Source organism: Streptomyces sp. NBC_01506, assembly GCF_045040295.1.
GTDB lineage: Bacteria > Actinomycetota > Actinomycetes > Streptomycetales > Streptomycetaceae > Streptomyces.
In genome coordinates, this window is record NZ_CP109422.1 from 6,918,692 (window position 1) to 6,935,963 (window position 17,272).

The 17,272-nt window shown below is 71.4% G+C and carries 14 protein-coding genes; 6 read left to right on the forward strand and 8 right to left on the reverse strand.

Annotated features, from left to right (window positions below; translation table 11 throughout):
* The first annotated feature begins 39 nt into the window (after nt 1–39).
* Nucleotides 40–591, forward strand: coding sequence for a winged helix-turn-helix transcriptional regulator (locus tag OG329_RS31075; protein WP_405799700.1), 552 nt, complete (start codon nt 40–42; stop codon nt 589–591).
* Here OG329_RS31075 and OG329_RS31080 read toward each other — a convergent pair.
* Nucleotides 588–1,052: a PaaI family thioesterase gene (locus OG329_RS31080; protein WP_405799701.1), complete on the reverse strand. Its 465-nt coding sequence runs from the start codon at nt 1,050–1,052 to the stop codon at nt 588–590. The genes OG329_RS31075 and OG329_RS31080 overlap by 4 nt on opposite strands.
* Nucleotides 1,053–1,116: 64 nt before the next feature.
* On the opposite strand from OG329_RS31080, the gene OG329_RS31085 reads away from it, so the two are divergent.
* On the forward strand, nt 1,117–1,341 hold the full coding sequence (locus tag OG329_RS31085; RefSeq protein WP_405799702.1) for a DUF2277 domain-containing protein: 225 nt from the start codon (nt 1,117–1,119) through the stop codon (nt 1,339–1,341).
* Between the two features lie 69 nt (nt 1,342–1,410).
* Here OG329_RS31085 and OG329_RS31090 read toward each other — a convergent pair whose 3' ends face one another.
* The 4 genes from OG329_RS31090 to OG329_RS31105 all read right to left on the reverse strand — a co-directional run bounded on the left by OG329_RS31090 (nt 1,411) and on the right by OG329_RS31105 (nt 5,816).
* Nucleotides 1,411–2,124: a DedA family protein gene (locus OG329_RS31090; protein WP_405799703.1), complete on the reverse strand. Its 714-nt coding sequence runs from the start codon at nt 2,122–2,124 to the stop codon at nt 1,411–1,413.
* Between the two features lie 416 nt (nt 2,125–2,540).
* Complete coding sequence (locus OG329_RS31095; RefSeq protein WP_405799704.1) at nt 2,541–2,978, reverse strand: DoxX family protein; 438 nt, start codon at nt 2,976–2,978, stop codon at nt 2,541–2,543.
* A gap of 299 nt (nt 2,979–3,277) precedes the next feature.
* Nucleotides 3,278–5,011, reverse strand: coding sequence for an alkaline phosphatase D family protein (locus tag OG329_RS31100; RefSeq protein ID WP_405799705.1), 1,734 nt, complete (start codon nt 5,009–5,011; stop codon nt 3,278–3,280).
* Nucleotides 5,012–5,153: 142 nt separating this feature from the next.
* Complete coding sequence (locus OG329_RS31105; RefSeq protein ID WP_405799706.1) at nt 5,154–5,816, reverse strand: HNH endonuclease family protein; 663 nt, start codon at nt 5,814–5,816, stop codon at nt 5,154–5,156.
* A gap of 287 nt (nt 5,817–6,103) precedes the next feature.
* Here OG329_RS31105 and OG329_RS31110 point away from each other — a divergent pair, with 287 nt between their 5' ends.
* Both OG329_RS31110 and OG329_RS31115 read left to right on the forward strand, forming a co-directional pair.
* Nucleotides 6,104–6,844: an ABC transporter permease gene (locus OG329_RS31110; protein WP_405802112.1), complete on the forward strand. Its 741-nt coding sequence runs from the start codon at nt 6,104–6,106 to the stop codon at nt 6,842–6,844.
* 131 nt (nt 6,845–6,975) lie between these two features.
* Nucleotides 6,976–8,007 (forward strand): hypothetical protein, encoded by a 1,032-nt coding sequence (locus OG329_RS31115; RefSeq protein ID WP_405799707.1) that lies wholly within the window; start codon nt 6,976–6,978, stop codon nt 8,005–8,007.
* A gap of 100 nt (nt 8,008–8,107) precedes the next feature.
* Here OG329_RS31115 and OG329_RS31120 read toward each other — a convergent pair whose 3' ends face one another.
* The 3 genes from OG329_RS31120 to OG329_RS31130 form a co-directional block, all read right to left on the reverse strand.
* Entirely contained in the window at nt 8,108–9,109 is a 1,002-nt protein-coding gene (locus OG329_RS31120; protein WP_405799708.1) for an aldo/keto reductase, read from the reverse strand.
* A gap of 151 nt (nt 9,110–9,260) precedes the next feature.
* Nucleotides 9,261–9,950 (reverse strand): HAD-IA family hydrolase, encoded by a 690-nt coding sequence (locus tag OG329_RS31125; RefSeq protein WP_405799709.1) that lies wholly within the window; start codon nt 9,948–9,950, stop codon nt 9,261–9,263.
* Nucleotides 9,951–10,124: 174 nt separating this feature from the next.
* Nucleotides 10,125–11,129, reverse strand: a complete 1,005-nt coding sequence (locus tag OG329_RS31130; RefSeq protein WP_405799710.1) for a peptidoglycan-binding protein — start codon at nt 11,127–11,129, stop codon at nt 10,125–10,127.
* Between the two features lie 200 nt (nt 11,130–11,329).
* Between OG329_RS31130 and OG329_RS31135 the strand changes: the two genes are divergently transcribed.
* Both OG329_RS31135 and OG329_RS31140 read left to right on the forward strand, forming a co-directional pair.
* Entirely contained in the window at nt 11,330–13,378 is a 2,049-nt protein-coding gene (locus tag OG329_RS31135) for a DHA2 family efflux MFS transporter permease subunit (RefSeq protein ID WP_405799711.1), read from the forward strand.
* 162 nt (nt 13,379–13,540) lie between these two features.
* Nucleotides 13,541–17,266 carry a hypothetical protein gene (locus OG329_RS31140; protein WP_405799712.1) on the forward strand — a complete coding sequence of 1,242 codons (3,726 nt, stop codon included), beginning with the start codon at nt 13,541–13,543 and terminating at the stop codon, nt 17,264–17,266.
* Nucleotides 17,267–17,272: the final 6 nt, after the last annotated feature.

Genomic DNA, 17,272 nt, shown 5'->3' on the forward strand with positions numbered 1-17,272 from the left:
GCCGGACCGCCGTGGTGCCGGGCTCCTACACTCGGGCGCATGCGGTGGAACGAGATCGGTGAGGTCGACTGCTCGGTCGCGCGAGCGCTGTCGGTGGTGGGGGACCGCTGGACGCTGCTCGTGCTGCGCGACGCGTTCCTCGGTGTACGGCGGTTCGAGGACTTCCGGGCGAACACGGGCGCGTCACGGCCCCTGCTCACCGAGCGGCTGGCCACGCTCGTGGAGCACGGGGTGCTGCGGCGGGTGCGGTATCAGGAGCGGCCCGAGCGCTACGAGTACCGGCTGACGGAGAAGGGCGTTGGTCTGTACCCCGTGATCGTCTCGCTCCTCGCCTGGGGCGACCGGTGGATGACGGGCGACGACGGTCCGCCCGTACGCCTGCGTCACGCGACGTGCGGGCACACGATGACGCCCGAACTGGCCTGCCCGGACTGTGGCGAGACGATCGACCCACGGGACGTACGGCCGAGGCTGAGGGCTGCCCCCGACCTCGATGCCGACGTGGCCCCCGACCTCGACCACGACGCCGACCACGACGCCGACTCCCGGGCGTCCCGGGCGACTTCGCGGGCGCGCCCGGTCAACTCCTAGGGAGCCGGGCGTCCTTCGGGCGGCAGGATTATGCAGGTCGTCGTGGCGTGGGCGATCAGCTTGCCGCGTTCGTCCGTGACCCGGCCCTCCGCCGTCGCCGTACGCCGGCCCACATGGATCGTCGTGCCCACCGCCGTGAGCCGTTCCGCGTCCACGGTGACGGTGCGGATGTAGTTCACCTTCAGCTCCAGCGTGGTGAAACCGACACCCGCCGGCAGTGTCGTGTGCACCGCGCAGCCCAGCGCGGAGTCCAGCAGCGTCGCCGCGATGCCGCCGTGCACCACACCCAGCGGGTTGGCGAAGTCGGGCTTGGTGCTGAGCGACAGCACGACCCGCCCCTCGTCCAGCTCGTCGAAGGTCATGCCGAGGAGCCGTCCGATGGAGGGCGGGTCGGTGGGCTGCTTGGCCGCCCAGCGCAGCAGTTCCAGGCCGGACATCGTGCTGAGGTCGACAGTCGTCATGCCGCAGAAGTTATCAGTTCTGATTCTGAACCCACCATGGGCAATCATCGGTCACACTGGAGGTATGTGCCGCAGTATCAAGACTCTCCGTCCGCCCGTCATCCCCGAAGAGGCCACCGAGGATGAGATCAGGGCCGCCGCCCTCCAGTACGTACGCAAGGTGTCCGGCTTCCGCGCGCCCGCCGCCCACAATCGCGAGGTGTTCGACCAGGCCGTCGACGAGATCGCCGCCTCCACGATGCGGCTGCTCGACGGCCTCGAGGTACGGGGCGCGGCGGCCCGCACCTGACGCGTGCGTGCTCAGGGGTGCCGAGGGGTGCCGAGGCGTCGCGCCTGGAGACCGGATCGCCAGGGCGTCTCAGGCGACCAGCGTGGGTGCGGCCGTCGGCGTTGGTGCGTTCTCCGGTGTCGGCGCTTTTTCCGGCGCCGCGCCGCGTATCCGCGCCGGGCGGCGTACGACGTACGCGGCGACCGTCCCCGCCGCGAACAGCGCCAGCACGGACACCGCCGCGCCGAACCAGCTCGCGCCCAGCCACTGGCCGCCGAAGTAGCCCAGGCCCACGCTGTAGCCCGTCCACGCCACGGCCGCCAGCGCCGACCAGGGCAGGAATTCCTTCACCTTGCGGTGCGCGGCGCCGGCGCTCAGTGAGACGACCGAGCGGCCCGCCGGTACGAAGCGCGCGATCACGACGAGGATGCCGCCGCCGGTGAGCGACGCGCCGAGACGTTCCTGTGCGGTGGTCAGCCGGCGTGAGCGCGCGATCGCGCGGGCCAGCTTGTCCCCGCCGCGCCAGGCGAGGCGGTACGCGACGAAGTCGCCGAGCACGGAGGCGACGGCCGCGCACACCATCAGCACGAGCAACGAGGGCACTTCCTGCGGCACATGGGCCACGTGCGACACCTTGTCGGCCGCGTCCGCGACCGCCGAGGTCCCCGCTGCCGCCGCCGTGGCGGTGGTGATCACCAGTACACCGCTGGGCAGTATCGGCAGGAACACGTCCAGAAGCACGGAGAGCGCCACCACGGCGTAGATCCATGGGCTGCCGGTCAGCGCGCCCAGACTCTCCAGCACTTTCTCATTCCCCGTTTCCGTGACGAGGCCGAAATCCCCCGGCCTCGTATCCCCCCGACCACCGGCCCCCTCGCGCAAGGCGATTGGGGGTGGCTGCCAGCCATACAGCGTACGCCTGTGTGGTGGACCACCTTCCCACGGGTCGGGTGTTGTCCACCTCCTGTTTGCTCAATGGCCGAGATCGTGGAATGGCCGAATGTGAGCGCGCGGCCGACGTCTTCCGTACGCGCGGGCGCCCGGACCCCGTCGAAACGGGGTCCGGGCGCCGTGTGCCGCTCGGCGGGCCGGCCGGCCGGGCAGGCCGGGGCCGGTTGAGTTGGCCGAGTCTGTCCGGTCGACAAATCGACCAGGTCGCCCACTCGCCCGCCTGCCCGCCTGCCCGCCTGTCTGCCGACTGCCGACTGGCTGACTGTCGGTCAGGCGGTCACCACCGTCGGCTGCTCCCGGCGCTCCGGCTCGCGTGTGCCGCGCGCGCCGATGAGCCGGTCCAGCGAGAGCGCGCCGGGGCCGTTGAAGACGATCAGCAGGAAGGCCCAGCAGAAGATCGCCGAGGCTTCACCGCCGTTCTCCAGGGGGAACAGCCCGTCGGGCTGGTGGACGTTGAAGTACGCGTATGCCATGGAACCCGAGGCCACGAACGCGGCGATCCTCGTTCCCAGGCCGAGGAGGACCAGGCTGCCTCCTACGAGCTGGATGACGGCGGCGTACCAGCCGGGCCAGGTGCCGGCCTGGACGGTGTCCTTGCCGAGGACGCCGAAGAGTGTCGCGGCGCCGTGGCAGGCGAAAAGCAGTCCGATCACCATGCGGAAGAGTCCGGCGGCGTACGGCTGCGCGTGGTTGAGACGTACGGACATGGGGGGTGAGTCTCCTTCGGTTCGGGACGTAACCGACGAGTGCCTTCACGTTAGGCGGCCCTCAAGAATGCTTGCAAGTTCAACATCCGGCGGACGGGTGTTTCTCGGCCCCGCGTCCGTTCTCCGCAGCGAATTCCGACCGTAACGTCTGACCTGCGGTTTCGCATGGCCCTGTCGCGACTGCGACGGAGATCCCGTTCGGGAGGGCAGGGATGGACCATTGACCGGTACGGAGGAACCAGGCAATGAGGGTGAGAGGGGGAAATGGCATTAATTGGGGTGAGTTGCTGGCCTCGGCGTCACTCCGGGGCCACATCCCTTTCATCGACGGTCACGAGCCGCGCGCCCGCCCCCGGCCCGCCGTCGCGCGTCCGCACCTGCGCCAGACTCAGCCGCGCCGCGCGTCCGCGCAACGTCAGGGTCATCAACTGGTTGCCGAACCAGGGCCCGCCGGTCTTCCCCCAGGTCACCGACGGCGCGTCCACCCGGCCGTGCCGGGCAAAGGCGCGGCCCACGCGCCGGCCCACCCCGCTCCAGCCGAACCGGAAACCGAGGCGGATCGACAGCGGGATGGAGTTGTGCACGGGGGAGCAGGTGAGCTGGACGACCCGTGACCGGGGCTGTCCCGTGCGCCAGACGGGCTCGGCGACGTACGCGTGGTGCACATCGCCCGACAGCACACAGACCGTCGCCGGCGCCTCGGGCCCGTCGCCCACCTCGGCGATCAGCCCCGCCAGCTTCTCGAACGACGTCGGGAACGCCGCCCAGTGCTCCAAGTCCGCCGCCCGGCGCAGCTTCTCGCCGAAGCGGGCCCAGCGCGGCCCGCGCACGCCCCCGGCCAGCGCGGCGTTCCAGCTCTCCGCGTCATGCACCAGCGGCGGCAGCAGCCAGGGCAGGGAGGTGCCGATCAGCAGGTGGTCGCGGGCGCCCGGATCGGTCAGCGCCTGGTCACGCACCCACCGCGCCTCCTCCGCGTCCAGCATTTCCCGGCGCCCCTCCGCCAGGACCCGGGCCGCCCGCGAGTCGACCATCAGCAGTCTCGTACGGCCGAAGTCGCGGCGGTAGCTCCAGCGCACACCGGCCGGATCGGCGTCGGCCTCGGCGGCGAACTCCCGCAGCCGGTCGGTGCCGTCCGGCTCGGCCCGTACGGCGGCGTACAGCTTGTCCGTCGCCAGCTCGGCGGGGGAGAGATTGCCGAGGTGCTGATACACCCAGTACGACATCAGGCCGCTCAGGATGCGCTCGCGCCACCACGGCTCCGTACGCATCTCGGCCACCCAGGACGCGCTGGTGTTCCAGTCGTCGATCACGTCGTGGTCGTCGAAGATCATGCAGCTCGGGACGGTGGAGAGCAGCCAGCGGACCTGGGGGTCGCTCCACGACTCGTCGTAGAGGAGGGTGTACTCCTCGTAGTCGGTGACCTCCGCGCCCGGCGGCTCGGACAGATCGCGGCGGTCGGCCAGTTGGCGGCGGGTGGCCTTCGACGTCTCGTCGGCGTACACCTGGTCGCCGAGCAGGAGCAGGACGTCCGGGCGTACGGCTTCGGGGTCGGCCGCGAGGGTCGCGGCGAGGGTGTGCAGGGCGTCGGGACCGACCGGGTCGGGCTCGCCGACCGGCGCGGAGGCCCAGCGGCAGGAGCCGAAGGAGACGCGGAGTGCGGGGGTGGGGGGTTCGGGCGCGGTGAGTTCGGGGGCGGTGAGTTCGGGTGCGGGGGTTCGGGTTCCCTCGGAGAAGGAGTGTGCCGCCGGGGAGCGGATCACGCTCGGCGGGAACGGCGAGTCCTCGGGCGGCCAGACGCGGACCTCGTCCAGCAGCACCTCGTACGCGACCGCGGTGCCGGGGGTCAGCCCGGTCACCGGGATCAGGGCGTAGTGGTGCCCGGCGATCAGGAACGTACGCGACGAGCCGTACGCGCCGCCCTCGCAGCGGACCTCGGCCGTGCACGGCCGGTCCGTCTCGACCCAGATCGTGGCCGTGCCGGCGGATTCCCCGTCGACATAGCGCAGCAGTGGTCCCAGGCGCAGCCCGGTCATGGTGCCTCCTCCGTCGCCCCGTACGGTACGGAACGACGGAGGGGGCCGACCAGGTTCCGGTCTGTTGTGTCGGGTGTGGTTGGTCGGGCTGATGTGGCGTTCGGCCGGCTCAGCCCTCGGTCGTGGCCGGGGTTGCGGTTGCTCAGCAGCCGTTCAGGACGCTCTGGAGCTTGATCTTCTCCGCCGAGTCGACGCGCAGGTTGTAGTGGTGCTTCACGTCCACCCACATCCGGGCGTACATGCAGTGGTACGAGGCGCTCGGCGGCATCCACTCCGCCGGGTCGCGGTCGCTCTTGGACTGGTTGACGTTGTCCGTGACCGCGATCAACTGCGGCTGGCTGAGGTCGTTGGCGAAGGTCTGGCGCTGGGCGGTCGACCAACTGCTGGCGCCGGAGGTCCACGCCTCGGCGAGCGGGATCATGTGGTCGATGTCGACGTCGCTGGCGGCGGTCCAGGTGGCGCCGTCGTAGGGGGAGTACCAACTGCCGCTGGTGGCCTGGCAACTCGAGTTCTGCACGACGTTCGTACCGTCGCGCTTGAGCACGGTCTCACGGGTGTCGCAGGAGCCCGACTGGGTGATCCAGTGGGGGAACAGGTCACGGCTGTAGCCGCTGGTGGAGCCCTCGGCGGCCACGGTCAACTGGCCGAGGTAGGTGCGGGCGGTGGAGGCGCTGATCGGGGTGGGCGGGGCGGCCTGGGCGGTGGGGGCGTTGAGCAGCGCGGTCGCGGACACCAGGGCGGCGGCTGCGGCGATGAGAGCTATTCGGCCGGCGGGGCGGGTTTGACGCGCGTAGATACCTGACATGAGAACTCCCTTGTCGTGGGGGGAAGCTGACCGTTCGGAGACCGTTCTGGGGCCGGGGCCCGAGCGCCCATGGTGGTGGCGCCGGATTGCCGTGAGGTGGGCGCCAGGTAACAGGGTGACGACATGGGCACGTCACATCAAGACCTTCGGGCATTCCGACGTCAGTTCTGCTGCCAGGTCCGTTGGCCGGGTCCGTTGTCGGTCCGGGGGTGTCAACGCCTCGCGCGCGGGTGTTATCTGGCGGCAGGAGAAAAATGTCCGCCATGGATTGGGGTTGGGGTGGGCGCATGCTGCTGAAGGTTGATGTCACGTTCGGGGTCGTCCTGGCCGTCCTGCTCGTCGCCGCGGCCGGCACCGCGGCGCTCGCGCATCTCGGGCGGGCGCGCGAGATCGCGACGGCGGGAGTGCGGGCGGCGGTCCAACTCGGCGCGGTCTCCCTGGTGATCGGGTGGGTCGTCGGGTCCCTACCGGCGCTGCTGGCCTTCATCGTGCTCATGTACGCGGTGGCGGTACGCACCGCCGGGCGTCGCATCACGGCGAACCGGACATGGTGGTGGGCCGCGCTGCCCATCGGGGCGGGGGTGGCGCCGGTGGTCACGGCGCTGCTCCTCACCGGGCTCGTACCGGTCAAGGGCATCGCCCTGATCCCCGTCACCGGCATCCTCATCGGCGGCGCGCTCACGGCGACGGTGCTCGGCGGGCGGCGCGCGCTGGACGAACTCGGCGCGCGCCGGGGCGAGGTGGAGGCCGGGTTCGCGATCGGTCTGCCCGAGCGGGACGCCCGGCTGGAGGTGGCGCGGCCGGCCGCCGCCGACGCGCTGCTGCCGGGGCTCGACCAGACGCGGACGGTGGGGCTCGTCACGCTGCCGGGTGCCTTCGTCGGCATGCTGCTGGGAGGTGCGTCGCCGGTGTTCGCGGGGGCGGTGCAACTGTTCGTGCTGGTGGCGCTGATGGCGGTGCAGGCGGTGGCGGTGAGCGTGGTGCTGGAGTTGGTGGCGCGGGGGCGGGTGCATCGGGATGTGGCGTAGGGGGCCTCGTACGTTTCCTCGTCTCGTCGTCTCGTCGTCTCGTCGTCTCGTTCGTCTCCTCGTCTCGTCGTACGCGTCCCTTTCTTGGGCAGTGCCGAGGTCCCGGCCGGGCATGTCTAGGCTTGCCGGTCATGACGGAACTCTTACTCGTTCAGACCGCCGAGATACCGTTCGGCCGCCTCGCGGACTTCGATCTCGTCACGACCGGCGCGGGGCCACTGCTGGTGGGCACGCATCCGGCAGGCGGGGTGTGCACCTGGGATCCGTTGCGGGATCGGTGGGCGGTGCACCGACTCGACAGCCCGTGGCGGCCGGGGGATGAAACGGGCGGGCCCGCCGCGCTGTCGGCGCTGGGGGCCCTGGTCGTCGACGGGCGGTTGGTGGTCGGCGGAGGTTCGGACGACCAGCCGTTCGCGCAGTGGGATCTGGACAGCGGTGCCGTCCGTGTCTTCGCAGACCCGGACGACTACGGCGTGGAGGCGGTCGGCGCGCCGGAACTCCCCGGCCGGTCACTGTTTCTCGTATCCCCCGAGGCGGAGGCCGTCGCGGTGTGGGACGCCGCCGCCGACGGCGGCACCGGTGAGCGTTCCGGGGACCTCAACGCCAGGTACGACCGCACCGCGGCGACGGGCATGCTCAACGATCGGCCGACACTGGTGACCCGCGACGAAGACGGGGGTCCCATCTGGGTGTGGGATCTCGACAAACGCGCACGTCTTGGGAACTTCGACACCGAGTTGGCGACCGAGGCCGGCGCGGAGATGCTGACGTCCTTCGCTCTCACCAATGTGGGTGGCCGCCCTCGCCCGGTCGCCGCCGGCGGGTGCGGCACTCTCGTGCTGGGGGACTTCGACCGCGGTACGTGGGGCGAGCCGTTCGCCGGGAGCGAGCCGCACGACGAGATGGACACGATGGTGAGCGTCGGCGCCGTGGACGGCCTGCCGATCGCCGTCACCGGCACCGACGACCCGTACCCCGCCCCGGACTTCACCAGCCTGATACGTGCGTGGGACCTGGAACGCGGTCGCGCACTGGGACGGCCGGTCACCGCGCACGTGGGCGGCATGATCGGCGTCCGGCTCACCGAGTTGGACGGTCGGCCGCTCGCCGTCACGGTGGGGCGCCGCGATGCGTCTGTACGCGTATGGGCCCTCGACCGCTGATCGCTTGCCGTGGCGGCGGTTGACGTCCCAGCACGGCCGGGCCCCGGTCCGGGCCTGATCCGGCCCCGGCCCCGGCCCCGGCCCCGACCCAGGGCCGGTGTCAACCGTGCCAACCAGCGATCCGTTCGATCATCTGGTACGGGTAGTTCGGCGTCGGCGGCGCGCTGACTTCGGTGAGTCGGGCGATCGCCTCCCCGTCAAGGTGCAGCGCGGCCGCGGCAAGCGACTCGCGCAACTGCGCGACGGTACGCGCGCCGACGATCGGCGCGGTGACGCCCGGACGGTCGGCGACCCACGCCAGGGCCGCCTGGCCAGGCGTCACACCATGTGCGCGCGCGACCTCGCGGAGCGCGTCGATGACCGACCAGACCTCGTCGGTGTCGCGTCGGTGCCACGCCTCACTCGTCTGTTCCCCGGCTTGGGCGACCCGTGTGCCGGCCGGTGGCCGCCGGTCGCGCCGGTACTTCCCGGTGAGCCAGCCCTGGGCCGGCGGGCCGTACAGCAGGGTGCCCAGGCCGGCGTCCACACCGGCCGGAACGACCTCCCACTCCACCGCCCGAGCCAGCAGGTTGTACTGGATCCGCTGGGAGACCAGCGGCGGGCCGCCGCGCTCCGCCAGCAGCCGGGCGAGTTTGGCGACCTGCCACCCGGGGAAATTGCTGACGCCGACGTGGCGGGCCTTGCCCGCGCCGACGATCTCGGCGAGGAACTCGACGATCTCGTCGACCCGGTGCTCGTCGTCCGGTCCGTGCAACTGGTAGAGATCGACCTGGTCGACGCCGAGCCGGGCGAGGCTGGCGTCGATCGCGCGGCGCGGGTACGCCGGTGTCAGGCTCGCGCCCGGGTATCCGAAGCGGCCCTTGGTCGCGAGCAGGACGCGCTCGCGCACGCCCGGCCGGGAGTTCAGCCAGCGGCCGACGACGCGCTCCGACGTGCCGTTGCCGTAGTTGTCGGCCGTATCGATCAGCGTGCCGCCCGCGTCGGCGTACGCGTCGAGCATTTCGTGGGCCGCCGCCTCGTCCGTGTCACCGCCGAACGTCATCGCCCCGAACGCGAACCGGGACACGGCCGGCCCCGAACCGCCCAACTGACGAGCCTCCATCGGCACTTCCCCTCCGTCGCTGCCCGGCATGCCGGCAGTTGGAGTGCGCTCGAAGACAAGCCGAGCCGACGTCACACAGCCGGAGCCGGAGCCGGAGCCGGAGCTGGGGGTCGGGGTCGGGGTCCGGCGATCGGCGACCGGTGAGGGGGAGTCAGGCGCCGACGTGGATCTCGATCGTGCCGTCCGGGAGCGACGTCACCTTGACGTCCGTGAGGTCGTGCGTGTGGGCCGTCGGGGACAGGGACGCCGCTCGCGGGCCTACTCCCAGCACCCGCATCCCCGCCGCGAACGCCGCCGTGATGCCCGCGTCGGAGTCCTCCAGGGCCACGCAGTCCGCCGGGTCGACGCCCAGTTCGGCGGCGGCCTTCAGGAAGCCCTCCGGGTCCGGCTTGCTCGCGGTGACGTGTTCCGCCGTGACACGGGTCACGGGGATCGGGAGGCCGGACGCCGTCAGGCGGGCCGTGGCGAGCGCTTCGTCCGCCGAGGTCACCAGCGCGTGCGGCAGTGCCGCGATCGCCGCCATGAACGCGGGCGCGCCCGTGATGGGGACCACCCCGTCCAGGTCCGCCGTCTCCTGCGCCAGCATCACGCGGTTGTCGGCGATGTTCAGCTCCATCGGCCGGTCCGGCAGCAGTACCGCCATCGTCAGATAGCCCTGGCGGCCGTGGACGACCTTCAGCGCCTCCTCCGGGTCCAGGCCGTGCTCGATCGCCCACCGGCGCCAGCAGCGTTCCACGACGGCGTCGGAGTTGACGAGGGTCCCGTCCATGTCGAGCAGTAGCGCGCGGGCGGTCAGGACGGATGTCGTCGTGGTCGTCGTGGTCGGGGCGTTGGCCGGCATCGGCGGACTCCAAGAAGGGGGAAGCACAGACAAGAGCGGCTCCCGCCCGCCGGTCAGGGACACAGACGGGAACCGCTTTGTTTAACAACTATACAAAGTCGGCGGGGGATCACGCCACCCCGGCCCCGGTCCCCTCCCTCAGTCCCCTCCCTCGGCCCTCTCCCTCGGCCCCCCTCAGTCCCGGTCCCGACCCGGTCCGCCACCACCCGTTCCGCCTCCGCCCTCGCCCTGCTCCCGGCCCTCCCCGCTGGTCTCCGCCTCCAGCGCACGCCGGGTGTTGGGGCCGTACACACCGCTCGGATCGCCCTCGATGCTCTTGTACGACTGGTAGATACGGACCGCCGCCTCCACGCCGTCGCTGTACTGACCGTCGTAACCGCCGTTGTACAGCCAGACCTCCGACAGCCGCCGCTGAAGTTCCTCGACCTGCGGCCCGCTGTCCCCGCGCCGCAGACCGGGCGCCGTCTCCTCTTTCGTGGAGGCCGTCACGTCCGGCTCCGGCGCGTTCGCCGGTGGCCGGCTCGGTGCGGCGGGCTTCGCGCTCGCCGACGGCGGGCCGCTGGTGGCCGGCTTCCGCGCGGACGCGCTCGTACTCGGCGACGTCGACGCCGACGCCGGCTTCGAGGCGGACGCGGACGGCTCCGGCTCCACACTCGCCGTCGACAGCCCCGAATTCAGGTCCGAGGTCGACTCGTCACCACCGTCGTCACCGGTGAACAGCCCCCCGGCGAACGACGCCGTACCGATCACCGCCACGGCCGCCGCAGTCAGCGCCACCATCGCGAACGTCTTGCGCCCGCCCGTACGCTCCGGGTCGGCCGCCCGGCGCGACGCCGTCGTCCGCAGTCCCGGCAGCGACAGTTGCATCGTCTCGGCGGGATCGGTGCCCTCCGACCGGTCTCCGCCACCGCCACCGCCGCCGAACGGCGCGGGCGGAGGCGGAGGGATGGACGGTACGGCGTCGTGCGGCGGTGGTGGTGACGGCGACCGGGGTGGCGGTGGCGGGATGGACGGTACGGCTCCGTACGGGTCCTCCAGCGTCACATACGGCCGTATTCGCAGTGGGTCGACGTCCTCGGCCGCCGCTGCCGCCGCCCGCTCCGCGCAGTCGCAGTTGGCGCCCGATCGGCCGTACGCGTCCCGCGGCGTACCGCATTCGGGACAGTGCTGTCCGGTCAACGTGGGTCCCCTCCCTTGGGCTGTCAGCGATTATGCAGCCCCGCCCCGCGCCACCGGGCGCCACGTCGGCAGACCGACCGCCGAACCGGCCTTGGCCCACCGTCCAGGCCCCCGTACGCCCCGCGTTCGGCAGGACATAACAGGCCATAAGCGAGCAGAGCCATAAGGATGGGGAAAGGCGTAGACGCGAGGAGATGCCGATGGCTCAGGAAGTGAGCACCCCGCCCACGAGTCCCGTACCCGGCGAGGGCCAGAGCCGGCGGACCATCTTCGTGTCGATCGGTGCTCTGCTGCTCGGCCTCCTGCTCGCCGCGCTCGACCAGACCATCGTCTCCACCGCGCTGCCCACCATCGCCAGCGATCTCGGCGGCCTCGACCATCTGTCCTGGGTCGTCACCGCGTATCTGCTCGCCTCGACCGCCGCGACCCCGCTGTGGGGCAAGCTCGGCGACCAGTACGGCCGCAAAAGGCTGTTCCAGACGGCGATCGTCATCTTCCTCGTCGGCTCCGCCCTCTGCGGCATCTCCCAGAACATGGTGGAGCTGATCGCCTTCCGCGCTCTCCAGGGCCTCGGCGGCGGCGGGCTCATCGTGCTGTCCATGGCGATCGTCGGCGACATCGTCTCGCCGCGCGAACGAGGCAAGTACCAGGGCCTGTTCGGCGCCGTCTTCGGCGCCACCAGCGTCCTGGGCCCGCTGCTCGGCGGACTGTTCACCCAGCATCTGAGCTGGCGCTGGGTCTTCTACATCAATCTGCCCATCGGCGCCGTCGCGCTGTTCGTCATCGCCACCGTCCTGCACATCCCGGTGCGCGCCACCAAGCACACCATCGACTACCTCGGCACCTTCCTCATCGCCTCCGTCGCCACCTGCCTGGTCCTCGTCGCCTCGCTCGGCGGCACCACCTGGTCCTGGGGCTCGGGCCAGATCATCGGACTGGCCGTCCTCGCCGTCGTCCTGCTGGTCTTCTTCGTCCGGGCCGAGCGGCGGGCCGCGGAGCCCGTACTGCCCCTCGGCCTCTTCCGTATCAGGACCTTCGCGCTCGTCTCCGTCATCAGCTTCATCGTCGGCTTCGCCATGTTCGGCGCGATGACCTATCTGCCGACGTTCCTCCAGATCGTGCAGGGCGTGACCCCCACCATGTCCGGGGTGCACATGCTGCCGATGGTGCTCGGGCTGCTGATCACCTCCACCGGGTCCGGGCAGATCGTCAGCCGTACCGGCCGCTGGAAGGTCTTCCCCATCCTCGGCACGGGCATCATCGCGATCGGACTGCTGCTGCTCCATCAGCTCGACGTGAACAGCGGCACCTGGGAGATGAGCGCGTACTTCTTCGTCTTCGGCGCGGGGCTCGGCCTGGTCATGCAAGTGCTGGTGCTGGTCGTGCAGAACGCCGTGCGTTACGAGGACCTGGGCGTCGCCACCTCCGGCGCGACCTTCTTCCGCTCCATCGGCGCCTCGTTCGGCGTCGCCATCTTCGGCACCATCTTCGCCAACCTGCTCAAGAACAAACTCACCGACTCGCTCGCCGGACAGCGGCTGCCGCCCGGCGTGAACCCCGACGAACTCGCCGCCGACCCCCGGACCGTCGGCCAACTGCCGCCCGCGGTGCGGTCCGGGGTGCTCGACGCGTACTCCTCGTCGATCACCAGCGTCTTCCTGTACGCCGTACCCGTCGTCCTGGTGGCCTTCGTCTTCGCGTGGTTCCTCAAGGAGGACACGCTGCGCGGCTCGGTGACCGCCCCCGAGGTCAGCGAGACCCTCGCCAGCAACCCGGTCGAACGCTCCTCGCGCGAGGAGTGCGCCCGCATGCTGTCCGTGCTCGGCACCCGCGAAGGGCGCCGGCGGATCTACGAGACGATCACCGAGAAGTCGGGGTACGACCTGCTCCCGGCGGCCAGTTGGATGCTGCTGCGCATCAGACGGCACGGCGTGGTCGAGCCCGCGCGCCTCGCCGAGGACCACCCTGTACCGCTGACGGTCGTCAACAAGGCGTCCCGGCAGATCGAGGAGCGCGGTCTGGCCCGGCGCGACGGGGTGGGGCTGGTGCTCACCGCACACGGCCTGGAGGTTGCGGAGGTGCTGGCGCGGGCGCGGGAGGAGTCGCTGACGGAGCTGCTGGGCGACTGGTGGGGGCCGGACCGGCCGACGGATCTGGTGGAGCTGGTGGGGGAGTTGAGCGCCGAGTTGTGCGGATCGGACGAGGAGCGGCCCAGGTCGGCCGAGCCGCGGGGCGATCACTCGGTGTGAGTCAGGTTCGTTCGTCCTGGTCCGTCAGGTCCGTTGTCAGTGGGGCATGGCACAGTCGAGGGCATGTCGGCGAACCGCTGTGGGGCGGGGGCTGGTCGTCGGCAGTGGGCGGTTGGCGGAGATTGTGTACGGCGGAAATCAGGCACGGGGGATTGAACACCGATGACGTACGACGCGAAAGAGCACAGCACGAGCACGAGCCCCGGCGCGCGCCTCGCGCCGGGTGACGACACGCCTTCGGCAGTGGCCCTGGCGCTGGCGGCGGGGCTGGCGCCGGCCGGGGCGCCGGGTGGTGAGGACATCACTGCCCGGCGCTACAGCCATCCGCTGCTGGGCGCGCGCCCCTTGGTCCGGCTCACGGGGCGGACGGTCGCGCCGTTATCGGACGGGCTGCTGGCCGATGCCGGGTATTCCGCGCCGGACGTGGGGGAGCCCGTGGCGACCGGGCATCGCCCGGCCGCCCCGCGCTATCCGGTCTGGGCGCTGGTCCACGACCTCGCGCACGCCACGGTCGCGGTGTCGGCGGGCGTCGGGATGGCGCGGGCCGGGCGGTTGGTCGGTCCCCGGCCGGGCCCCGCGCTGGAGGAGTTCGAGCGGATCGCGGCGACGCTTCCCGCCGACCATCTGCCGCCGTTCTGGGAAGAGGTCGGCCGGATGTTCCTCGCGGCCGGGCGGGACAAACAGGGCGCGATGATGTTCGGCCGGGCGCGGGCCGCCGACCGGCACACCACCCTGGGCATCGATCCGGCCCAACGGCGGTCGGTGTTCATGGAGTTCGCGGTGGCCGGAGCCCTGTCGGCCAAGGACATCAAGGCGTATGTGGGCGAGCTGGCCCAGGAGCCCGACGCCCTGGAGGCGTACGGCGCGCTGCGTGAGCTGGCCGTGCGGCGCACGACCGCCGGGCTCGCCCCCTGGCCCGACATGCTCAAACAGATCGGCAAGCTCGCCGGGGCCGCCGGGCTGGACGTGGTCACCGAGCACCGGTCGCTGCTGGAGAGCCTGGCGGACACCCCGGCGCTGTGGCGGACGGCGGACGGTTTCTGGACCACGCAGCGCAAGCTGCTGGTGCCCGCGATCGCCGCCTCCGTAACCCTGCGGACGCGGCTGCTGTGGCGGCTGACCGAGGCGGAGTCCGTGGCGTCCGTGGACTCCTCGGACATGGACGCCTGGTGGTGCGGCGTCCTGGAGGAGAGCGGGGCGCTGGACCAGCTCGCCGGTGACGCGGGGCGGTGGCTGTCCGCGATGCTCGGCCGGTACGGCGGGGTCTCGTCGCCCTCCGTGCCCGGGGAGTTGGTGCGGTTGATGCCCCTGCTGGCGGACCGCGTCCGGGAAGCGGGGACGCCCGTACGGTTCGGCCCCGGCGCGCCCGAGGAGACCTGCTGGATCGACGCGGTCGCGCTGGTCCGCTGCTTGGAGGCGGGGATCCCGGTGGCGGACCCCGGCCCCAAGGCGTACTTGCGGAACTGGCAAGGGCCCGAGCGGGTCGATCTCCAGGCGCTGATCGACGACGAACGGTTCGGGCCGGTGCTGGTCCGGTCCGTTCCGCACACGGGCGACGATTTCAGCAAGCAGTGGCGGAAGGAAGCTCTGCGGCCCGTCATGCGCGCGATCGTGGCCGGCAACCTCCGGCGCGCCCGGTCGCGTGGCCTGGCGGACGCGACCGTCGCGTTTCGCTGGATGGAGGAGAACATCCGTACGGACACGCTGCGGGAGATGCCCGACCTGCCCGCCCGGATCGCGGAGCTGGACCTGGTGACACCGCTGACCCGTACGCTGCGCGCGGGCATCCTGGACGAGCTGGGCTGGGCGGCGCTGGACGAGGCCGCCGCCGAGATGACGGGCAAGAACTTCTGGGGCAGGGCGAGTTGGCCCGTCCTGACCGTCCACGACCGTAAGAAGGCCATCGCGATCGGGCCCGGCGGCCGTATCGCGGAGCACCGACTGCGCGTGCCGAAGGAAGCCGCCGGATTCCACTACACACCCGAGGTCTACTTCTCCGACGGACAGTTCCTCGTCCTGCATTACGTCAACGGCAGGCAGTGCCACTACTGGTCGGACGCGCCGGACGACACCTTTGGCGTACGGCCCGGGATGTGGAAGTCGCTCCAGCACGAACGGGCCCAGCCCGGATATACGTTCATGGCGCCGAGCGGCCGGCGGTTCATGGGCCATCAGGTCCTCGAGCCGCACGAGGAGCGCGTCGGCCCGAACGGCCATATGTTCCATGACGGCCGGGACTTCTGGTGGACCACCACGGAGGGTCTGCGATCGCGGGTGGACCGTATCGATCCGGCGACCGGCGAGCTGGAGCGGGGCGACCTGCCGGACTTCTTCGACCCGGCCCTGCTCGGCGAGGGCGAGCAATGGGAGTTCGATTCCTCGTCCCTGGCGCCGCTGCCGTACGGCGTCAAGGAGTCCCCGCTGGGCAGCGACGGTACGCGGGTGGGCATGCGGGTTTCCCAGGAGGGGCCGTTCGGGCAGGTCCGCTATCACCGTGTCGACGGCGTCAACGGCGTGCTGGACGAGGCCGGCATCACCGCCATCTGGGGCCTGCTCGATGTGCCGGGCACCGAGAAGCGGCTGGTGCTCAGCGGGGGTGTCGGCAAATACCGTCCGGTTCTCGCCCGCGACGCCGAAACGGGTGAGCTGTACTGGCAGGCCGAGTTGAAGAACGACGGCTGGGTGGACAACAAGCCCGACCCGGTGGCCGCCGGGACCCGGCTCATCCCGCCGCCCGCCTTCTGGCACTTCCTCACCCCGCGCGACCCCGCCGGATCACGGGCCCTGCGGGAGGTCACCGAGGACACCGTGCGGCGGCTGCTGAAGGCGGCGGCCACTTCCGACGAGGCGCTGCGGACCGCCGTCGGAAAGCTGCTGCCCGAGGTGGGCCACCCGCTGCTCGTACGGGGCGTGGCCGGGTGCGTCCGGGCGGCCACCGAGCTGATTTCCCAGCGAAACAACCTACTTGCCCGTTTGAAGCGGCCCCGCCTGGCGCGGATCAAGGTGTCGGAGGAGGACCTGACCGGGGCGCTGGAGGGGTTGGTCAGCCGATACAACAGCAGCGGTTGCCGTGGCACGGTGACACAGATCGAGCTGACCTCGGCTTTCTTCACCGGCACGATCGACGCCGAGACCGCGATGGAAAGTTGGCTGGACAACGGCAGTGCCATCGACTGGACCGAGCTTGCGGGACGGATCGGGGGCCTCGCGGTCCGCGCGGTCAGCGCCGTCACCAGTGCGGAGCACCGCCGGGCGCTGGCCCGACTGCTGAGGTTCTGGGCGCTGTCGCCGCTGGCCCGGCCGGGCCTCCGGCGAGGTCTGTGGGACGGGGATCAGCGGGCCGCCGTGTCCGGCGAGAACGGCGCTCTGCTGCCGCTGAGCATGACGATGCGCCATGGCGCGTGGGGCCGGTCTCATTCCGGTGCCGCCCGGGACCTCGCGGCGTTCGTACAACAAGGGACCGTGCCCCGCCCCGCCGGTGTCATCGACATCCGGGCGGTGCCGGAAGGCTGGGCCACGCCCGAGCAACTGCACCGGCTGGTGGGTGAGTTGGAGCGCGTCGGACCGGTGCCGTTCGATCCCGCCTCGGCCGTACGGCTCGCCGGGGCCACCGGCCTCGACCCGGCGGCGGCGGCCCTGCTCATGGCGGGTCTCCCGCACATCGCGAACGACGACCGCAACTTCCTTCCGGCGCAGACGCGCAAGACCCTGGGCCTGAAGGTGGCGGATGCCGCGAACGCCCGCGACTGGTTCCGTCGTATACCGGAGGTCGACCGCCTGGAGCTTTACGACGCGGCCATGCCCGACAACCCGGCGGGTTTGTGGGACCAGACGGCGACGGCGGACCGGTTGGCGGCGGCGTGGAAGGCGGTGGGTGCCGGGCTCTGAGTGACG

What these genes read in the sequence shown, in the direction of transcription:
- OG329_RS31125 (WP_405799709.1), bottom strand. Translation starts at nt 9,950, where the DNA reads ATGCCGGCCAACGCCCCGACCACGACGACCACGACGACATCCGTCCTG.
- OG329_RS31105 (WP_405799706.1), bottom strand. Translation starts at nt 5,816, where the DNA reads ATGTCAGGTATCTACGCGCGTCAAACCCGCCCCGCCGGCCGAATAGCT.
- OG329_RS31075 (WP_405799700.1), top strand. Translation starts at nt 40, where the DNA reads ATGCGGTGGAACGAGATCGGTGAGGTCGACTGCTCGGTCGCGCGAGCG.
- OG329_RS31080 (WP_405799701.1), bottom strand. Translation starts at nt 1,052, where the DNA reads ATGACGACTGTCGACCTCAGCACGATGTCCGGCCTGGAACTGCTGCGC.
- OG329_RS31135 (WP_405799711.1), top strand. Translation starts at nt 11,330, where the DNA reads ATGGCTCAGGAAGTGAGCACCCCGCCCACGAGTCCCGTACCCGGCGAG.
- OG329_RS31110 (WP_405802112.1), top strand. Translation starts at nt 6,104, where the DNA reads ATGCTGCTGAAGGTTGATGTCACGTTCGGGGTCGTCCTGGCCGTCCTG.
- OG329_RS31085 (WP_405799702.1), top strand. Translation starts at nt 1,117, where the DNA reads ATGTGCCGCAGTATCAAGACTCTCCGTCCGCCCGTCATCCCCGAAGAG.
- OG329_RS31140 (WP_405799712.1), top strand. Translation starts at nt 13,541, where the DNA reads ATGACGTACGACGCGAAAGAGCACAGCACGAGCACGAGCCCCGGCGCG.
- OG329_RS31120 (WP_405799708.1), bottom strand. Translation starts at nt 9,109, where the DNA reads ATGGAGGCTCGTCAGTTGGGCGGTTCGGGGCCGGCCGTGTCCCGGTTC.
- OG329_RS31100 (WP_405799705.1), bottom strand. Translation starts at nt 5,011, where the DNA reads ATGACCGGGCTGCGCCTGGGACCACTGCTGCGCTATGTCGACGGGGAA.
- OG329_RS31095 (WP_405799704.1), bottom strand. Translation starts at nt 2,978, where the DNA reads ATGTCCGTACGTCTCAACCACGCGCAGCCGTACGCCGCCGGACTCTTC.
- OG329_RS31115 (WP_405799707.1), top strand. Translation starts at nt 6,976, where the DNA reads ATGACGGAACTCTTACTCGTTCAGACCGCCGAGATACCGTTCGGCCGC.